Origin of the sequence: Roseimaritima sediminicola (assembly GCF_009618275.1) — a bacterium.
Classification (GTDB): domain Bacteria; phylum Planctomycetota; class Planctomycetia; order Pirellulales; family Pirellulaceae; genus Roseimaritima; species Roseimaritima sediminicola.
In genome coordinates this window covers 56,864-75,354 of record NZ_WIAD01000003.1, presented here as the reverse complement: position 1 = coordinate 75,354, position 18,491 = coordinate 56,864, and the positions used below count along the sequence as shown (strand labels likewise).

14 protein-coding genes are annotated in these 18,491 nt (G+C 63.1%); 4 read left to right on the top strand and 10 right to left on the bottom strand.

What is annotated here, in order from left to right; all coding sequences use genetic code 11:
- Positions 1-168 precede the first annotated feature (168 nt).
- Together GE027_RS03080 and GE027_RS03075 are read left to right on the top strand one after the other, a co-directional pair.
- The gene (locus GE027_RS03080; protein WP_153555709.1) at positions 169-369 is read left to right on the top strand and encodes a hypothetical protein; all 201 of its coding nucleotides are present in this window, start codon (positions 169-171) and stop codon (positions 367-369) included.
- Between the two features lie 9 nt (positions 370-378).
- Positions 379-1,485: a cis-3-hydroxy-L-proline dehydratase gene (locus GE027_RS03075; protein ID WP_153555708.1), complete on the top strand. Its 1,107-nt coding sequence runs from the start codon at positions 379-381 to the stop codon at positions 1,483-1,485.
- A gap of 62 nt (positions 1,486-1,547) precedes the next feature.
- Here the strand turns inward: GE027_RS03075 and GE027_RS03070 are convergent, their stop codons facing one another.
- Genes GE027_RS03070 through GE027_RS03060 form a run of 3 tightly spaced genes read right to left on the bottom strand, consistent with a single transcriptional unit; the run spans position 1,548 to position 5,227 of the window.
- Positions 1,548-3,107 (bottom strand): SLC13 family permease, encoded by a 1,560-nt coding sequence (locus GE027_RS03070; RefSeq protein WP_237607219.1) that lies wholly within the window; start codon positions 3,105-3,107, stop codon positions 1,548-1,550.
- Between the two features lie 9 nt (positions 3,108-3,116).
- Complete coding sequence (locus tag GE027_RS03065) at positions 3,117-4,484, bottom strand: ATP-binding protein (RefSeq protein WP_153555707.1); 1,368 nt, start codon at positions 4,482-4,484, stop codon at positions 3,117-3,119.
- Positions 4,485-4,492: 8 nt separating this feature from the next.
- Positions 4,493-5,227, bottom strand: coding sequence for a UvrB/UvrC motif-containing protein (locus tag GE027_RS03060; RefSeq protein WP_153555706.1), 735 nt, complete (start codon positions 5,225-5,227; stop codon positions 4,493-4,495).
- Between the two features lie 278 nt (positions 5,228-5,505).
- Between GE027_RS03060 and GE027_RS03055 the strand changes: the two genes are divergently transcribed.
- Positions 5,506-6,909: a coiled-coil domain-containing protein gene (locus GE027_RS03055; protein ID WP_153555705.1), complete on the top strand. Its 1,404-nt coding sequence runs from the start codon at positions 5,506-5,508 to the stop codon at positions 6,907-6,909.
- Positions 6,910-6,913: 4 nt separating this feature from the next.
- On the opposite strand, the gene GE027_RS03050 is transcribed toward GE027_RS03055, so the two are convergent.
- The 6 genes from GE027_RS03050 to GE027_RS03025 form a co-directional block, all read right to left on the bottom strand.
- Positions 6,914-8,662 carry a HEAT repeat domain-containing protein gene (locus GE027_RS03050; RefSeq protein WP_153555704.1) on the bottom strand — a complete coding sequence of 583 codons (1,749 nt, stop codon included), beginning with the start codon at positions 8,660-8,662 and terminating at the stop codon, positions 6,914-6,916.
- Positions 8,663-8,926: 264 nt separating this feature from the next.
- Positions 8,927-10,021 carry a Gfo/Idh/MocA family oxidoreductase gene (locus GE027_RS03045; protein ID WP_153555703.1) on the bottom strand — a complete coding sequence of 365 codons (1,095 nt, stop codon included), beginning with the start codon at positions 10,019-10,021 and terminating at the stop codon, positions 8,927-8,929.
- Positions 10,018-10,824 carry an acyl-ACP--UDP-N-acetylglucosamine O-acyltransferase gene (gene lpxA, locus GE027_RS03040; protein WP_153555702.1) on the bottom strand — a complete coding sequence of 269 codons (807 nt, stop codon included), beginning with the start codon at positions 10,822-10,824 and terminating at the stop codon, positions 10,018-10,020. Before lpxA ends, GE027_RS03045 begins: the two co-directional genes overlap by 4 nt.
- Before the next feature lie 96 nt (positions 10,825-10,920).
- Positions 10,921-11,799, bottom strand: coding sequence for a UDP-3-O-acyl-N-acetylglucosamine deacetylase (gene lpxC, locus GE027_RS03035; RefSeq protein ID WP_153555701.1), 879 nt, complete (start codon positions 11,797-11,799; stop codon positions 10,921-10,923).
- Between the two features lie 120 nt (positions 11,800-11,919).
- A complete protein-coding gene (locus GE027_RS03030; protein WP_237607218.1) occupies positions 11,920-12,540 on the bottom strand; it encodes an OmpH family outer membrane protein in 621 nt (206 codons plus the stop codon).
- A 254-nt stretch (positions 12,541-12,794) separates the two neighbouring features.
- The gene (locus tag GE027_RS03025) at positions 12,795-14,807 is read right to left on the bottom strand and encodes a M28 family peptidase (RefSeq protein WP_162006550.1); all 2,013 of its coding nucleotides are present in this window, start codon (positions 14,805-14,807) and stop codon (positions 12,795-12,797) included.
- A gap of 198 nt (positions 14,808-15,005) precedes the next feature.
- On the opposite strand from GE027_RS03025, the gene GE027_RS03020 reads away from it, so the two are divergent.
- Positions 15,006-16,691 (top strand): ATP-binding protein, encoded by a 1,686-nt coding sequence (locus tag GE027_RS03020; protein WP_153555698.1) that lies wholly within the window; start codon positions 15,006-15,008, stop codon positions 16,689-16,691.
- Positions 16,692-17,025: 334 nt separating this feature from the next.
- On the opposite strand, the gene GE027_RS03015 is transcribed toward GE027_RS03020, so the two are convergent.
- Complete coding sequence (locus GE027_RS03015) at positions 17,026-18,462, bottom strand: aldehyde dehydrogenase family protein (RefSeq protein ID WP_153555697.1); 1,437 nt, start codon at positions 18,460-18,462, stop codon at positions 17,026-17,028.
- Positions 18,463-18,491: the final 29 nt, after the last annotated feature.

Below are 18,491 nucleotides of genomic sequence, written 5' to 3'. Positions count from 1 at the left end.
TGTTTCGGCACAGGTGGGGGTGGGGCCGTTGGGACCCCGAGAAATCCTCGTCAATTCGGCGGATTTAGGACGTGCCCATTAGTGGCACGTTTGCGGCGTCTTTGTTACCGTTCCTAGCTGCTTTGGTTCCGCCGCTTCTCCTCCCGCCGCAATTCTTTTCAAGTGACTATGATCGATCGTTCCCTGCCCTCCCTGGAATCTCGTATCCAACAATCGCTCCGACGACAGGGGTACTACAATGTCGGCATCACGCATTTGGGCGAAGGCAATATTAAAGTCTCGACCAACGGTGCCGATCGCGATGACCAGTGCGTAATCAAGGCCATCGCCACGACCGTGACCGGCGTGGTCTCGGTGGAACTGGAATAAAGGCCCCCTATGAAGATCACGAACATCCAGGCTTATCAGGTCGACCTGCCGCTGTGTGAGGGCAAGTACAGTTGGTCTGAAGGCAAGAGCGTGGACGTGTTCGACACGACCGTGGTCCAGATCGACACCGATGCCGGGATCAGCGGCTTTGGCGAAGTCTGCCCATTGGGCCCGGTCTACCTGCCGGCCTACGCACGCGGGGTCCGCACCGGGCTGGAGGAACTGGCTCCGGCGCTGTTGGGAGATGATCCGCGACAGTTGCAGGTGTTGAACCAGAAGATGGACCGCGTCTTGAAGGGGCATCCCTATGTCAAGTCGGCGCTGGACATGGCCTGCTGGGACATCCTGGGCAAAGCGGCCGGACTGCCGGTGTGCGAGCTGCTGGGCGGACGTTTTGGCGAGGACGTCGTGCTGTATCGCGCGATCTCTCAACGGCCTGCCACCGAAATGGCGGCCAACGTCGCCGAGTATCGCAGCCAAGGGTATCGGCGTTTCCAGTTAAAAGTCGGCGGTAATGCTGACGAAGACATCGATCGCATCCGCGCCGCGGCCGAAGTGCTCGCGCCGGGCGACAAGCTCGTGGCCGACGCCAACACCGGTTGGTTGATGCACGATGCGATGCGCGTGGTCAATGCGGTCCGGGATCTGGACGTGTATATCGAACAGCCCTGCCGGACCTATCAGGAATGTCTCAGCATCCGCCGCAACACCACCTTGCCGTTTGTGCTGGACGAAGTGATCGACGACTGTGCCGCCATCTTGCAGGGGGCTGCGGATCAAGCCATGGACTTGGTGAACATCAAAATCAGCAAGTTCGGCGGGTTGACCAAAGCCAAACAGGCACGCGACCTGTGCGTTTCGCTGGGCATCGCGATGACGATCGAAGACAGCTGGGGTGGCGACATCGTCACTGCGGCGATCGCCCACCTGGCTCAGGGGACTCCGTCGCATCTGCAGTTCACCTCGACCGACTTTAACAGTTACGTCACCACGTCGATCGCCGAGGACGCCCCGCAGCGAGTTGACGGACGGATGTCGGCCGCCACCACGCCGGGGCTGGGCATTAAACCGCGAATGGACGTCCTGGGCGACCCGGTCGTCCGTTGCCAGGCTTAGCCGCCGGATTCGGGAGAGAGGGGAGAAAACGACTTCGATTGTGGATCGCGAAGTCCGAGGCTTCAGGGGACGGAACGGACCGCGGCCGCCGGCGCTTCGCGGCGGCTTCCGGTATCCCCGCCGCTGCTTTCCGCCGGCTGGATCAGCAGCGTGCACGCGGTGGTAATCAGCCCGGCGGCAAACAAGTTCAGCGCAAACCCGGTCCGTGCCATCGTACTGGTCGACAGCCGTCCGGCACCGAAGACGATCGTGTTGGGGGCCGTGGCCACGGGCAACATGAATGCGCAGCTGGCGCTGATCGTGGCGGGCACCAGGATATATTCGTAGGGCAGGCCGCTGACCAGTGCCAAACCGCCGAGGATGGGCAACAGCAGTGACGTCGTCGCCGTACTGCTGGTCATCTCGGTAAGGAACGTCACCAACAGGCACACCGCCAGGACCAGCAACCACAGCGGTTGGTCGGTGACCAATCGCAACTGCTGGCCGAGGATCCGGCTCAGCCCGCTCTCTTCAAACCCGGCGGCCAGGGCCAGCCCGCCGCCGAACATAATTAATATGCCCCAAGGCACCCGGGAGGCGGTCTCCCAATCCAACAGCCGCGGACGCGGCCGCCGCGGTCCCTCCTCGCGGTCGTGTCGGTCGGGGTCGTGTCGGTCGGGGTCGTGTCGGTCGGGGGAGCGATCGTCCAGGTCTTCACCGGCCGGCAGGATGAACAAGGCCAAGGCGGCGCCCAAGGCGATCGTCGAATCGTTCACCATCGATCGGCCGTCTTCGCCGGGGATCGCCAGCACGGCGGTCCAGCCGCCGTAGGGCGCGGTGCGGAAGACCCAGGCCAGGGCCGTGATTAGGAACACGCCCAGGACGCGAATCTCGCTGCTCTGCCAACGTCCTACCGGCGGCATCTGCAGGGTCACGTTGCTTTGCACGCGGCGAGTGATCCACAGCCAGGCCACGGGCAACAGCAGGGCCACGATGGGCAGGGCGACCGACATCCACTGAAAGAACCCCACGTCGCGGTCGAACGTTTGTTGGACGTAGGCCACCATCATCACGTTGGGGGGCGTGCCGATCGGCGTGCCCATGCCGCCGATGCTGGCCGAATAGGCGAGGCCCAGCAGCAGCGCGTTGGTCAAACGCGGTTCGCCATCAACCTGTTTAAGGACCGCCATCGCAATCGGCAGCATCATCAGACAGGTGGCCGTATTACTGATCCACATCGACAATCCGGCAGTCGCCAACATGAATCCCAGGACCAGTCGCCGGCCGCCGCTGCCCCCGACGCTGCGGACCATCAGGACCGCCAGACGCCGATGGGCTCCGCTGCGTTCCATCGCGGCCGACAGAAAGAATCCGCCCAACAACAGCAAGATCATCGAATGGCCGTAGGATCGCGCCACGTCGCCGGCGCTCAGGACGCCCAGCAGCGGAAAGGCGACGAACGGAATCAAACCGACCACCGCCAGGTGCACCGTTTCGAAGACCCACCACAGGGCGCACCACACGGCCACCGCCGCGCAGGCCGCCGCGGCCACGCTGGTGCCGGCGGACAAACAACCCCCCGCGGCCAGCAGGGCCAGCAGCGGACCGGCCCATAGCATCGCATTTTGAATCCGTCGATACATCGCGTCTCTTTACTGGGGCTGCGGCTGTTCGGGAGCCTTGGGAATCCGCACGGAGACCATCGTTCCCCGGTCGGTGCGGCTGTTGAATTCCATCTTGCCTCCCAGGCGGGAGATCACGTTGCGGGTCAGGTACAGGCCCAGCCCCATGCCGCGGCCGGGTTCCTTGGTCGTGAAGAACGGCTCGCCGATGCGGCCCAGCACATCGCTGGACATGCCCGCCCCGCGGTCGGTGATCTCCAGCACGACATCGTCGGCGTCCAGTCGCGTAGCGATCCGCACACGGCTCTCTTCGCCGCCCGCATCCAAGCCGTTGTGGATCAGGTTGCGGATCGCTTGGGCGACCGCTTCCTGCGGCAACCACAGGGCTTGCTGCTCGACATTCTCAGGACCGTCGACCACGTCGACGCGATGCGGATCCCGCACGCCTTCCAAGGTCGCGTCGATCAGATCTTCCACCGTCGTATGATCCCAGCTCTGCCCGGACTGGTCGCCTGCCGCGGCGCGCATCCGCATCAGTATCTGTCGGCAGGATTCCAGTTCGCCGTCGATCAACGAGAGGTCTTTGGCGACCGAGGGCGGCGTCTGGCATTCCTCCAGATGCCGGCTCAGTTCTCGCACCACGACGTCGATCGTCGACAGCGGGGTGGCCAGTTCATGGGCCGCACCGGCGGCCAACGTCGTCAGGCCTTCCAGTTGGCGATGCCGCACGCGGTCCTCTTCGACTTTGCGCAGTTGCTGCTGTTGACGCGTCAATTCGCCGGCGGTCTGCGTCACAAAGAACGTGATCACCACAGCGCAGGTGACAAAGGCAACCAGCATCCCGACGGTCGTGATCGGATGGGCCAGTTGGGAATCCTGCAGGGTCAGCGCTTCGACCGGAAGATAAAAACGCAGCAGAAAGCTGTAGCCGAAGATCGCCAGGGCGGTCAGCGTCCAAGCCCACCGGGGTTGCAAAATCACGCCGCCCACAGCGACATTTACGAAGAAGAACAACGTGAAGGGATTGGTCGCCCCGCCGGTGAAATACAGCATGGCGGTCAGGGTGCCGATGTCCAGGACCATCAGCAAGGATGCGGCCCCGTAGGTGCGTTTGGGCGCCACGTGCCAAATCGCGTCCTCCGCGGCCGGGGCGGCCGCTTGCGAGACGGTCTGGCGGATGTGTCGCAGCCAAAACCCATAGGCCAGATTGGTACCGGCCGTCAGGCCGATCAGGGCCAACAGCGGGCCCAGCGGCAGCGCGGCTTTGAGCACGCCCCAGGCCGCGGCGATCGTGATCAATTGGCCGAGGACCGCCATCCAACGCAGCTGCAGCAGCCAGATCGAGGTGCCCAGCCGGGGGGAAAACAGCAGCGATACTGGCCAGTTCTGCGTCGTCATCCGCGACCCTAGAGCACGTCGCGACGAGCCAGCTCGTCACGCAGTTTGGCCGCCAGTTCGTACTTTTCTTCGGCCACCGCCGCGTTCAAGCGTTCCAGCAGGGTGCTGCCGACGTTGTACTCGTCACGCAGCGATTCCCGCAGGCCGGTCAACCGCTGGACCAGTTCGTCGTTTTCGAAATGCTCTTCGATGTCGTGTTGGACGAAGATCTCGCGAATCGATTCCAGCCCCGAATTGAACGCTTGCACGGCAGCCTCAGCACCGCTCTCTTCCAGTTCTGCCAAGGCGTGGGCCTGCGTCCGCTGGAACCACACAAACGGACGGTACTCCTCATGCGTCGCCGTCCATTCCTCGTCGGGGGCCAGCCGTGTCGAGATGTCCATCAACGCCAACGTGTGGTCCGCATCGATGACCGCGCGGCGGTAGTACTCCAGCCGCAGCCAACAGATCCGCCGATGGTACATCTGCATGAATTCGCGATCGACTTCGTTGCACTGGTCGTCGCTGAGCTGGAAGGAACCCTTCTCCAGCTCGCGGGCTTTCAGAAAGTCCAGGTAGGAATCGTGACCCTCGGGGCGTTCGCCGTCGGGGCGTCCCGTGGTTTCCAACTGCAACAGTCCCATGTCCACTCGCATTTGCAGCACCTCACGACCATCCGCCCCTTTGACCAAGCGGACCGAAAGGGAATTGGGGTCGTAAGGCCACTGCTGTAGCAGATGGTCGATGTGACGCGGACGCTTCATAGGTTTTGCACAAAATCAAAGTCTCGAATCAGACGGCGTTTCGCCAACAACTAGTATACCAAAGGGGGTCTTGGCGAGAACCGCAGAACCACCCGAGCAATCGCTATGACCGTTTCGGCAGGCACCGCGCGCTGCGGGCCCCAGCCGGATCCCGCCGGCGGTTCTTTGACCGACCAGCGTTTTCGACATAGGTATTGGATACGAGGCATTGTTCCCGGGGGTCAATGCACCTGGTTCGGACCAAACGGGCGCGGGCCGCCCTCTTCTGTAACAGCGATATGGCACGACGGAAACGCAAAGCGAAACGGAAAGCGAGCAACCACGTCGCCGCCGCGGCTCCGCAGTCGTCTGCGGCTGCGCCGCCCTCTGCGGCTGCGCCGCGGCCCTGCGATGACCGCCCCGAGGTCTCGAGATCCCCGGCCGCCGCGAGCACCGCGGCCGCCGCGGTGCTCGAGGACCAGCCACCGGCGACCGCCGAACCCGCCGTCGATGCTCCCTCCGCGGAGCCGGATCCCGGCCCCGTGCAACCGGCCGACTGGGGCAAACAACTCCAACAGACCGTCGCGGTGGAACTGGACCTGGTGGCTCGAGATCAACAGTTGGCCGCTTTGGCGGCCGAACTGCAGTCCCGCGAAGAGGCGCTGCGAGTGGGTGAGAGCCGGCTCCGCGAAAAACGTCGCCGGCAGGCGCGGCAGCTGTGGAAGCGGCGGCGGCGGCGCAGCACCGCGACCGCTGAATCGTCGCCCCAGACCGAACGCCTGGAAACGCTGCTGGACGGTTTGACGTCGCTGCTGGAGCGTGGAGCGGCAACGTCCACCGGCGAACCCTCCGCCGACTACGCCGCTATCGATCACTTGCAGGCTCGGCTGGAGGAACAGCAGGAAACGATCGATGCCCTGACCGCCGAGCGGGACGAGCACCACCGACACGCCTGCCAGTTGCAATCGGAACTCGATCAACAGCACTGCCAACGCCTATTCGACATCGAACCCAACGAGGCGGGCAACGAAGCCCTGCTCGAGGAGCTGACCAATACCCAGGCTCGCGTGGCCGACCTGGAACAACAGAATCAGGATCTAGCGGCGCGTCTGGCCGAACACAATGTCCGCGGACGGATTGCCGAAGGCAATACGAACACCACGAACGAATCGCTCAGCTGGGAGGAGCGCAAACAGCTGATCCTCCAGCGTCTGGAAAATGAAGAGCTGTCGCTGGAACAGGGAACGTCGGCCGACGCCGAAGAAACCCGCCAGGAGCTCGAGTCACTGCGGGCCCTGGTCAAGACGACCGACGCGGAGATTCAACGCCGCGACGAGGAGATCGCGGAGCTGCGGCAGTTGCTCGAACAACAATCCGGCACCGTCGGCGACGTCGCCATCGGCGCCGCGGCGATCGCGGGGCTGCTGGATCAGGACGACCTGGTCCGCGAGGAACGCGAAAAACTGCAACAGATCCAGTCCGAGTGGCAGGACAAGCTGCGGCAGGCCGAGATCGAGGTCTCACTGGAAAGAGCTCGTCTGGCGAGAGAGCGTCAAGAGATCGAGAAACGCAACGTCGAACTGTCCGACCGGATGCTCGATCGCTCGGCCGGTTCGGTCCGCGAACAGCAGCAGGACCAGTCGGACGGCTCGGAGAGCAAGAGCTCGCGCAAATGGCTGGCTCGGCTGGGCCTGGATAAATAGGCCGCTACAGGCCCAACTTTTCCAACAGCGTCGGTTCCTTCGGCGGGGGCGGCGTGATGTCCTGCGGCCCCAGCTTCGGCGACCCATCGGACTCACCGGACTCCTCCTCGCGATAGTACGTTCGCAGGGGCCGGGGCGCCGGATCGAAGGCCAGGCGGGCGGCGATCGCGTCTTCAGCCTTTAACGTCCGCAGCACATCCACACAGTCGCCATAGTTGCCGCCGAGGGCAGCCACGGCGGCGCACACCGAGGCCACGTCGGCCGGAGCAGTAGCCTTGCGATCCTCTTTGTCGATCACAAAACGACTCAGTTGCAGCTGGCCAGCGGCGTCCGGCGAGATCACAATCCCGCCGCGCGAGATCGCCGGACGCAGCAGCGAGACCTCGGGACTGGTGCCAAAGATCACGATCTCCGCGCGGCGAAACAGACTGACCGCGATCAGCGTTTCGGCCGTCGACGGCAGACTATGGACCGAATAGGCTTTGCCAAAGCGTTGGCCCGCCACGATGCCGGCCGCGTCGGGCCGCGAGCGAAGCGTCGTGTAGGCGCCGTAGCGAAGTTCGTTGCTGGATTCGTTGAACAGAGCTCGCAGCGCTTCGGTCGCCGCCGGCTGGGGCATACCTTCCAAAGCTTTCAGCGCCGGATGACGGAACGCCGGCTCACTGCGGGCCAGCGTCGTCAGCGGTTCGATCGCGGCTTCATGATCCAGATACGCCAGAGCTTCGGCGACGTAGAAGCGAATTTCGGGATCGGACGTTTGCAGGGCCTCGACCAGCACCGGAACCGCATCGGGTCCGATCGCCTCCAGGCTTAATGCCGCAGCCGCCGCGGTGGTCGGTTCACGTAGTTTCTCGGCCAGGTTGCCCAACCGCTCGTGCAGGCCTTGATCGTCGCCGTCGACTGAAATCGACCGGACCACCGCAATCAGGCGATGCACATTGTGTTCGTAGCGCGGCAGCACATCGATCTCGACAAAATCGTCCTCGCGCGGCGTGGCGATTCCGCGCCGCGTGGAACCGTCGAAGAAGTAGAAACGGCGATTGATGTTCTTGGCGAACTGGGCCGACAGCAGCACGTGCTGGTATTCGGGCCGGATCACCAAACCCACCGGGCGGTCCACCTGGGCGATGCCACCACCGAGGATCGTGCCCTCAAGCATCATTTCCTGGCCGTTGCCTTCGTGTTGTCCGCGGACCAGAACCGAGCCGGTGCCGATCACCGCGACGTCGCTGCTGCGGAGCGTGCCGTCGAGCCGGCGGATCTCTTGCAACCGCGAGGGCATCAGCCAACCGGAACTGAGATTCCCGACGTCGCTGCGTGCGGGCACGCGTACGCCGACGTCCAAGACATCGCCCCGTTTGATGCCCGGCGGCATGATCGCTTCGGTGACGACCAGGGCCGTGCTGTGGGATTCCAGATACTTTTCCGGGGCCCGCACGTCATGCGTTTTCATCTCCGCGATCAATCGATCGCGAAGCTCCGATGGAATCGCCGGGGCTCCGGTGCGCGGCAAGCCATTGACGACGCCCACGCCTTGAACGCGCGCGTACGTCATGCCGTAGGGAACCGCCGCTTCGCCGATCGTGCTGGGCGGATCCGGAGCGGTCAGCAGTTTCTTGAACGCTGCGTTGTCATCTTCTTTGTTACGAAAAGAAGAACAGCCGCCAAAGACGACCGAGACCACGACGGCCAACGTGAAAACGCGGAGAGTAGGACGCGTACGAAAAACGCCCAGGGGCATCCGTGCGGGCATGAGGTCGACCCAATCCGAGGGTGGCTAAGCGGCGAGAAATCAGTGTCTCTAGTAGCCGAACCGCTCGTGCCCTGTCAATGCTTATCGCCGCCGTCGCGGGCCGCAAAACTAGGGAAATTAATGTCAGCAGACGGTCCGCCGAGCCGGTTCGGCGCGAGCCTCGAGGTCGCCGCCTTCACAGCGGCTGCGTACTAAAACCGGAGCGGTGGCTCAGGCGGCGCATGGTGCCGCAAGAACGGGAGAGGCCGCGCGACCGCGCTCTGCCTAGGCAGCGCGGCGGGACTCGCGAACACGGCGACTGGCCGCTTCGATGCGTTCGACCGGGGTCGCGTGGGGACCACGAGCGGCTGCATCGCCCGAGCCGTTCCACTGGCGACGATCAATCGACTCGAGCACCGACGTGGCAACTTCTACCGCACGAGCGCCGGCATAGCCGGTCACTGTCGGAGCGACACCGGAACGGATGCTGATCACGAAGTCGTACAGCTCTTCCAGGATGGCATTACGCGGCTGGATCTCCGGCGACTCGGTTTGCAACAGTGCGTCGAACAACCGATCGGCAAATCCCAGCGGATTGTCGGTGTGGTCGTCCAGGTGGAACGAGCGATCCGACAGGCTGGTGTCGGGCCGCAGAATCGATACGCTGGGGGCGGAAAAATCGAAGTCGGCAAAGCCGTTTTCGGTGTAAGCCTGCAGGCTGCGGGCCGGCGTGGGGCTGACGCGGGAGGCCTTCAGGTTGGCGACCAATCCGCATTCAAACGTCAGTCGCGTTTCGGCCATGTCCTCGTGCTCGCTGACCAGCGCCAAACCGCTGGCCTGCACGTCTCGCAGCGGCGCGTCGGTCAACGACAGCACCAGGTCGATATCGTGGATCATCAGGTCCATCACCACACCGACATCCAGACAGCGTCCGGGAAAACGGCTGGCGCGAACCGCTTCGATGTACTTGGGACGGACCAATACGTCTTCCGCGGCCGTCCAGGCCGGATTGAAACGTTCGACGTGCCCGACCTGGATGGTGCAGCGTTTCTTTTGTGCCAGGTCGACCAGTGCGAAGGCGTCCTCCGGGGTGGTGGCGAGCGGTTTTTCGATGAAAACGTGCTTGCCGGCGTTCAGTAGGTCGGTGGCGATCCTGGCGTGGTAGCCGGTCGGGGCAGCGATCACCGCGGCGTCGATCTGGGGAATCAAATCGCGGTACTGTGCGACCACGGGCACGTTGAATTGTTCGGCTGCCGCCCGGCGAGCTGCCTCGGTGGGCTCGGCGATCCCGACCAGTTCGGCGCCTTCGACCTGGCTGACCAGACGAGCGTGGATTTTGCCCAGATGTCCGGCACCGATGACTGCAATCCGCTGACTCACGCTGCTCTCCTGCGATCGCGACCGCGTCCGTGCCGGCCACCTCGAGAATGTTCCAAGAAATCAAACACGTTCTTCAAGACCGGTCGGATGGGCCCGCTGCCCAGCAGCAACTGGGCGGCCTCGTCCTGTCCAACCTTGGATCGATACAGCAATTTAAAGGCGCTCTGCAACGCCTTGATGTCATCGCTGGAAAAGTTATTTCGTTTCAGGGCCACAACATTCGCACAGCGAGGCCGCGCCGGGCTGCCTTCGACCAGCATGTAGGGCGGCACGTCGTGCAGGACTCGCGACATCGCTCCGACAAAGGAGAAACAACCGATCGAAGCGAACTGCGATACGCCCACGCCGCCGCTGATCGTGACGTCGTTGTGGATGTGCACGTGGCCGCCCAGCATCGTGTTGTTGGCCATCGTCACGCGGTCGCCCAGGCTGCAGTCGTGGGCGACGTGCGCGCCGGCCATCAGGTAGCAATTATTCCCGACCCGTGTGTAACCGTCTTCTTTCGTGGTCGCTCGGTTGATGGTGACGCCTTCGCGGAACACGTTGGCATGCCCGATTTCGACCCACGTCGGTTCGCCGCGGTAACTCAGGTCCTGCGGGGCTTCGCCGATGACGGCTCCTTGAAAGAACTGGTTGTCCTCGCCGATGGTCGTGTTGCCGGTGACGGTGACATGGTTGGCCAGCACCGAACCGCGGCCGATGCGGACGTTGGGTCCGATCACGCAAAAGTGGCCGATCTGGACGTCGTCGTCGATGATCGCTTTGGGGTCGACGGCAGCCGTGGACGCGATATTGGTACTCATCGTTGCAATTCCTTGGCGATCCGCAACTGTGCCGGTCGCTTGGCGGCGCCCAAAGGCGAGGAAGTCTTCTGGGTGGGTGGAGTCATGTTCCTGCACTCAAGCGGCGCGGCGGTCCGCTTCGGGGTGACGCTGTTGGGATACGCCCAACAGCTTGGCAGCGACAGAGGCGTTGAGCGCGTGACCGCCGCGATAGGACACAAACGTTCCTACCAAATCACAGCCGGCCAATGCCAGATCACCTACCATGTCCAGCAATTTGTGGCGGGCACACTCGTTGCGGTACCGCAGCAGGTTGTTCACCGGCCCGGTTTGGTCAAACACCAACAGGTCCTGGTCGCTGACATGTCCGGCCACGCCGGCATCGCGAAGCTGTTGGGCTTGTTCGGCGGTAACAAACGTTCGCGCCGAGGCGATCTCGCGACCGAACGAGTCGGCGTTCAGCCGGGTGCGATGCGATTGTGGTTTGATCGGCGAGTCGGGGCCGTAGTCCAGACGGTACTCGAAATGGGCCCGACCATCGGGCGAGGGCGAGACCTCCAGCCAGTTGGCCGCCGTGCCGAAGCGGATCGTGCGGTCGATGACCAGCTGCTTGCGCGGTGCGGCCTGGATGACCAGGCCGGCCGAACGCAGGGCGTCGACGTAAGCGGCCGAGGAGCCGTCCAGCCCCGGCAGCTCTTCTGCATCGATCTCGACGATGCAGTTGTCGATTTCCATCGCGTACAGGGCCGCCAGCAGGTGCTCGACCATGGCGAACCTCGCCTGCCCTGAGGCCAGCGTGGTCCGCAGATCTTGTTCTTGGCGAACATCGACGCCGACGTGCAGCAGCGGCTTGGAGGGCAGGTCGGTCCGCACCATGCGGATACCAGTGCCGATCGATGCGGGCAGCATCCGGACGCGGACCGCTTGTCCCGTCCAGTAGCCGCGTCCTTCGACCTGGCAATGATGAGCGATCGTGTGTTCGTTTCGCTGTCGCATGAGCGTGCGGCCTCCGTGCCGTGGAGCCACCCAACAGGAAGTGCCTGGATGGCGTTACTGCGATTCTCTGCAAAGCCGCGGCGGTCGCTTCCTGCGACCGCGGGGCTTCGATACACGTGACTACCGAGCGGAGGTAGCCTGCGGCTTGTTGGCGACCTGGGACTTCAGGTACTGCATGACCAGGTTGGTCATGTCCAGCGAAGCTTCGTGATAAACGACGTTCTTCATCACGCTGCGGATCACCGACTCACCCTTCTCCGGATCCATCTCTTCGCTGTTGTAACGCAGCACGAGGTTGATCTTGTTGTACTTGGCGACGGTCTCGACCGCAGCGGTGATCTGCTTGTAGTTCTCGAAGTAGATCCGAGCTTCGGCGTCGGACAGCTCTTTGCGCTTGCGAGCCATTTCCAGACGCAGTCGCGATTCCATGTTGGCGACTTTCTCTTCGTGTTCGGCGTACTGCGGTGTGCCGACATTGAAAGTCTTCAGCTGCTCGATGGCCGCTTTCAGTTCCTCGCGTTTTTTCGCCAGCGTGGCGTCGTAGGCCTTCAGTTCGTTTTCAACCGCTGTGACCTGGCTTTTGATCGCGGGCGACTCTTTGAAGATTTTCGCGACGTCGATGACGCCCACACGATGGCCGGGGGTTCCGGGAGCAGGGCTCTGGGCGTCAGCGGCCAGCGGAGCCAAGACTCCAGCAGCCAGACAACCGAACACATAAGCCGCTAGTTTCGAAATTCGCACGTCCGCTCTCCTTGCAATGATTTGTGCGTCTTTGGGTTTGCCATCGGCGACCGTTCCGTCGGCCTCGATTGACCTGCTTGATGGCGGCAACGCTCCCTGGGGAACACTGCACATCAAACGTATTCTGCCGATTCGTGGTCGCGGGGTAAAGGTTAGTTTTTTGGCGACTTTCGCCGGCCGCCCGAACGCCTGGTACGGGCCACCCGCATTCGCAGCACCGGCTGCGAAAAGGCTGGTCGAAGCGGTCAGGTGCGTCAGGGACGCGGTGCCAACCACACGTCGATCTGTTGCGCTTGACCGTTACGCAGCACGTGGATCGGCAAGCGGTCGCCGGGCTGCTTGCCCCGCAACGCTTCGAGGATATCGTCCGAATTTTGGATTTGCCGATTCTCGATGCGCTGCACCACATCGCCGGTTTGGATTCCAGCTTGCGCGGCCGGACTGCCGTCGTGAACCTCGGAAACGGTGACGCTGTCGGCGCCGTTTCGCATCCGGATGCCCACGAACACGGTCAACTGACGCGTGATTCCGGCCCCCGGCTCGGTCGATCGGTAGTTCGGACGCGGGCCGGTTGCCAAGTCCGCCGTGCCGTCGGTAACCATATCGGTTATTCGGGCCAGTCCACCAAAATCGATTTTGTCGAAATCGTCGCTTGGCCGGTGATAATCGTTGTGAAGCCCCGTAAAAAAGAACAGCACGGGGATTTTCGCCTGATAGAAAGACGCGTGATCGCTGGGCCCATAGCCGCTGGCAACCCTCAGCAGGCGGAAGCCGGCCGTTTGATTCAAGCGGTCCAGCAGATCGTCGAAGCGGTCTGCGGTTCCGGTCCCGTAAACGGTCAATTCGTTGTCCTTCAGCCGGCCGACCATGTCCAGATTCACCATCGCGACGGTCTGAGCCAGGGGGAACAGAGGCTCGCGGACGTAATGCTTGCTGCCCAGCAACCCGCGTTCTTCGCCGGTGAAGGCGATAAACACGACGCGGCGATGCGAAGCATACTGTTCCATGCGCCGGACCATCCGCCGGGCGACTTCCATCATCACCACGGTCCCGCTGGCATTGTCGTCGGCGCCGTTGTGAACGGCGATGGTACCCGGTGCCAGCGATCCGTATCCCCCCATGCCGACATGGTCGTAATGGGCGCCGACCACGACCGTTTCGTCCTTCAGTTCGCCACGACCGGGAAGGATTCCGATGACGTTGGAGGTTTCGATACGGGCCTGCGTCACCGACGTTTCCAGTTGGATTTCGACATCGGCCAGGGGCCTGCTGCGGGGCCGCAGGTCTTCGGCGATCGCCGTTTCCAACGCGGCCAGCGACTGCTCGGTGGCGTCGCGCAGCAAACGGTCGGCGACGGTGCGGGAAATCGACACCACCGGGATCGTTGCCGGCTGGTCAAAACCGCCTGCATCGTTCACACCCAACAAGCCGCTCTCGGCCTGCTCCAGTTGGTTTTGCAGCGTCATCAGCTGGGCGACGGCGACTTTGCGCGTCTCCTGCAGCGTTTTGCGTACCTGGTCGAGGCCTTCGGGGGCGTTGGCCAGCGTCTGGTCGATATTATCAATGCGTTGTTGTTCGCCTTCGACGCGTCGCTTCAGTCGATCGACCTGGCTCTGGATCGAGCCGCGATCGTTGACGATCAGGACGGCCGCGGCGCCGCGTCGTTCGGCGTGCTGGACCTTGGTGGTAAAGAACGCATGGCGGGCGCGCTGGCGGTCGGCGAACGCGTGGTCGGGGCGTCCTTCGCCGGGCGTTTTGCGGATCAGCATCACCACCGCCCCCTCGACGTCCACATCCGCCCAGTCGTCGTAGTCCAGTTCGGCAGCCGCAATGCCGTAGCCGACAAACACCAAAGGCCCTTGTGCTTTGCCCGGCGATCCGATCGACAGGGGCACCATCGCAGCGTCCAGTTCCAAACGCTCTTCGGTCCCGCCGGAGGTGCGGATTTGAACGTAGTTTTCTTCGGCCGGACCGGCTTTGGCCTGCAGTTCCAGCTCCACGCGTTGAAATGGCCCGTCTGGAACCGCGTCGGTTTCCAGCCCCATTTCGGCAAAGGCGCCGGCGATATGTTTTGCCGCTAGATCAATTCCGGGCGTCCCGGGACCGCGACCGGTCAATTCATCGGAAGCCAGGTAGCGCAGATCACTGCGGAGCCGCGACGAGTCGGGCCGTTCCGAAGTTTCCGCAGCCGACTGGGGCTCCGTTTGCGTCGCGGGCTGGGCGGCTGGACGCTCCGGTTCTGCGGCGGGCGGTTGGGCCAGAGCCAAAGCAGGCGTGTAGAAAGGTGCAAAAAACGCGAAGGTCAGGAAGGTCCAAGCCCAGTGGTAGGTCCGTGCCACAGTAACGCCCCGGCGATTGCGAAGGGAAGGAGGAGGTATTCGGTACCGAAATCGACGTCGGTCCTTTAGGATGTTCAAACGGTATCATAGCGTGTCCGGCCCATTCCCTGTTTTCGCTGCCCAGCCATGGCTTCACTGTTTGTAATCCGAGGACGCGACCAGGGTCGCCACTTTAATCTGCCGCGGGGGCCCCAGACCATCGGGCGTGATCCCAAAGCCGGCATCCAGTTGCTCGATAGCGAGGTTTCTCGCGAGCACGCGGTGATTTCCAGCGAGGACGGTCTGCAGTACCAGATCCGGGATTTGAACAGCAGCAACGGCACCGAAGTGAACGGTGCGGAGGTGGCCGAGCAAGTGCTCCGCAGCGGCGACCGCATCCAGATCGGTCAGACATTGATGATCTTCACCGGTTCCAGCCAGCCGACGTCGCTGCAGGCGGCCCACAGCGTGGCCATCGTCCAACGGGCCGCCGCATCGGAGCCGTCGAAGATCGTTTCCTCGGCCGATCTATCCAAGGGACCTTCCGGCGGTGACCGTTCGTTGGAGGTGATGTACCTGACGGCCCTGGCCGTGGGACGCACCAATGACATACCGGAACTGCTCGATCGGGTGTTGCGCTTGGTCTTCGACTGGGTCGTCGCCGATCGGGGCTGCGTCATGTTGTTGGATTCGCAGACCGGCCAACTTCGACCGGCCGCTCGCTGTGACCGCAAGCAACACAAGACCACCGAACCGATTTCGATCAGCCGTACGATCTTGGATTACGTGCTGGAGAACAAAGAGGCGGTGCGGACGACCGATGCCCAGGAGGATCGGCGCTGGGACGCGGCCCAGTCAATCGTGCAGGCCGGCATTCGCGAAGCCATGTGCGTGCCGCTGCAGGGTCGCTACAGCGTCGTCGGTGCCCTGTACGTCGATACGTTCACTTCGTCGGGAAACGTCGTCGCCGGCGGTCCGGTCGAACGCTTCAATGACGATCAATTGCGTTTGATCACCGCGATCGGCTATCAGGCGGCCCTGGCCATCGAAGACACGTACTATTATTCGGCGATGGTGCAGAGCGAACGGTTGGCGGTGATGGGGCAGACGATCGCCAACCTCTCCCACCATGTAAAAAATATCCTGCAGGGAATCCGCGGCGGTGGCTACCTGATCGACGCGGGGCTGAAACGCGACGACAACGAAGCCGTTCGTCGGGGCTGGTCGATGGTGGAGAAGAACCAGGAGCGGATCTCGCAGCTGGTCATGGACATGCTCAGTTTCAGCAAGGAACGGCAGCCCGATCGCGTCGAGGCGGATCTCAATGAATTGATCGAGGACGTTGCCGAACTGATGCGCGTTCGCGCCCAGGACGCCGAATGCGAGCTGTGCCTGGAAACCGACCTCGAAGCGGCTCAGGCGTTCTTCGACCCCGAAGCGATGCATCGCGCGCTGCTCAATGTCGTGACCAACGCCATCGATGCGGTCGCCGGCAGCGAGCAGGCCAGCGTGGTCGTCCGCACGCGCAGTCACAGCGATCGCGGCGTCATGATCGAAGTGGCCGATAACGGCCCAGGCATCCCGGAGGAAGATCGCCACCGCATCTTCTCGCCCTTTGAATCCGGCAAAGGCGCCCGCGGCACCGGTTTGGGATTGCCGGTGTGCAAGAAGATCATGGAAGAACACGAGGGCTGGATCGACATTCGAGACCGGCCCGGCGGCGGGACCGTCTTTCGCTTGTACCTGCCGCCCAAGCCGAGTTCCCGCGAAGACACCGGCAGCGATCCCGCCGAAGACGGTTCCGCGATCGAATCGCGAGACACGCTCGGCTGAGATCTCAAGTCTGCTGACTCCGGCGGAATCTATGCACGGGCCTGCGAAGCTCGGGGCGCAGCAGCCACGGAGTGGCGACATGCGGTAGCCCCAGGCGCGAGCCTGGGGTGCCGCCCCCACACCCGCGCGCCAGTCCCAGAGGGACGACACGAATTCCGGTGCCAGACTTCCTGTCGCCCTTCCAGGGCTTTTGTTCGTGGTTTTTACGTTTCCCCGGGCTCGCGCCCGGGGCTACCACATGCCATCGCTCCGCGATTTAGGAACGTTCGTTCCTCTACATAGAATCCGCCGGAGCCAGCAAATCTCAGATCTCAGATCTCAGATCTCAAATCGCTCAAGACACGGCGGCCGGCATCTCGGCGATCTGGTAGGCACGGCTGCGATACAGGAAATCGATGATGTTGCCCTCGTGCGGCTGCAACCAGTTCAGGCGGTTGGTGGGGATCGGGCCGATGTTCAAACGGTCGATCTCCACGCAGCGGCTGGCCGCTGCACACCAGGGCTGGTCCTGCGTCAGCAGGGTGCCCACCAGGGTCGGTCCGATCCGCGACAGCATCTCGTCCTGAGGGCACTCGACCACGCTGACGAACGGAAACATGTATTCCTTGGACGCGACGCTGCGGTCCGGCGAGTCGGCATGCACGACCATCGGACGCAGGTAGGCACAGTGTTCCTTCTCGATCAGTTTCTCGCCGTACTCGGCCGTCATGTCGGTCACCCCCGCTTCGGCCAGGTCCTGCTGGACCATGGCGTGCGTACCGGTCGCCATGGCCGGAACGGTGAACGCCGCCAGTTTGGCTTCCGGATCCTGCGGCGGCCGCACGTCCACCGGCCCGATGCGTTCGGCGATCGCTTGAGCGATTTCACGCGTGTGTCGGCTGGCCCAGATGCCCGAGCAATTGATGCAGCTGCGTCCGGAATTGCTCAGCACGCTCTCGACCATCAGGTCCAGAAACTGCGGCCAGTCGTCCACCACGTCGTCGCCGATCAGGATCTTCGAGAACCCCGGACCGTGCGGTTGGACACGAGGATTACCGGCGTATTGTCGCATGGTTTCGGCGCTGCCAAAGATCATGCTCTTGGGGCTCTTGGCCAGGATCGCGCCGCCGGCGTCGTGCCCGCCGGGGTACAGACCGAACGCCTCCCGCGGAATCCCGGCTTCGATAAACGCCGCCACCATGCGGTACGGGGTCCAGGGTTCCTGGGAACCGGGTTTCAAAGCGAGACCGATCTGCAGCGGAACGGCGGGTAGCCACAAGGTATGAACGCCTGGGGAATTGTTTGGCAGGACGGCACCGAGGATAGGGGTCTGCGCCTGGAAGCTGACCGTTACGCCACGACCTTCTTCACCGTAGCCGCGGGACAGGATCGAGAGATCCAGGCCTCGGGTCAAACAGTCCAGGATCTGTTCCATGTTGGCCAACACAAATGCGTTCTTGGCCATGTTCGAGCGACACATGTGCTCGGGCAAGCCGGTGCTGGCGGATTGCTGATGGACAAATTGGTCGACGTCTTGGGTGGCGTCGCCCATCGGCAAGGTGGCCGTTTCGAACAGCTCGGCCGCTTGCTTGCAGCGCTCGATCAGTTCGTCGGCGGAGAGCTGGAGCAGGGCTTGGCGAGCTTTGTCGGCAGAACGCAGGTCCCGCTGGACGATCCCGCCACCGACCTGGCTGACCTGGGCGATCGGCGCACCGGTGTCAAAGTGAACAACGTTTTGCTTTTCCAGCGACTCGTAAGGTTTTCCCCAACGCAGGGCGGGCAGGTGCAACATGTTTCTGGCTTCGGGTTCTTGGGCTGGCG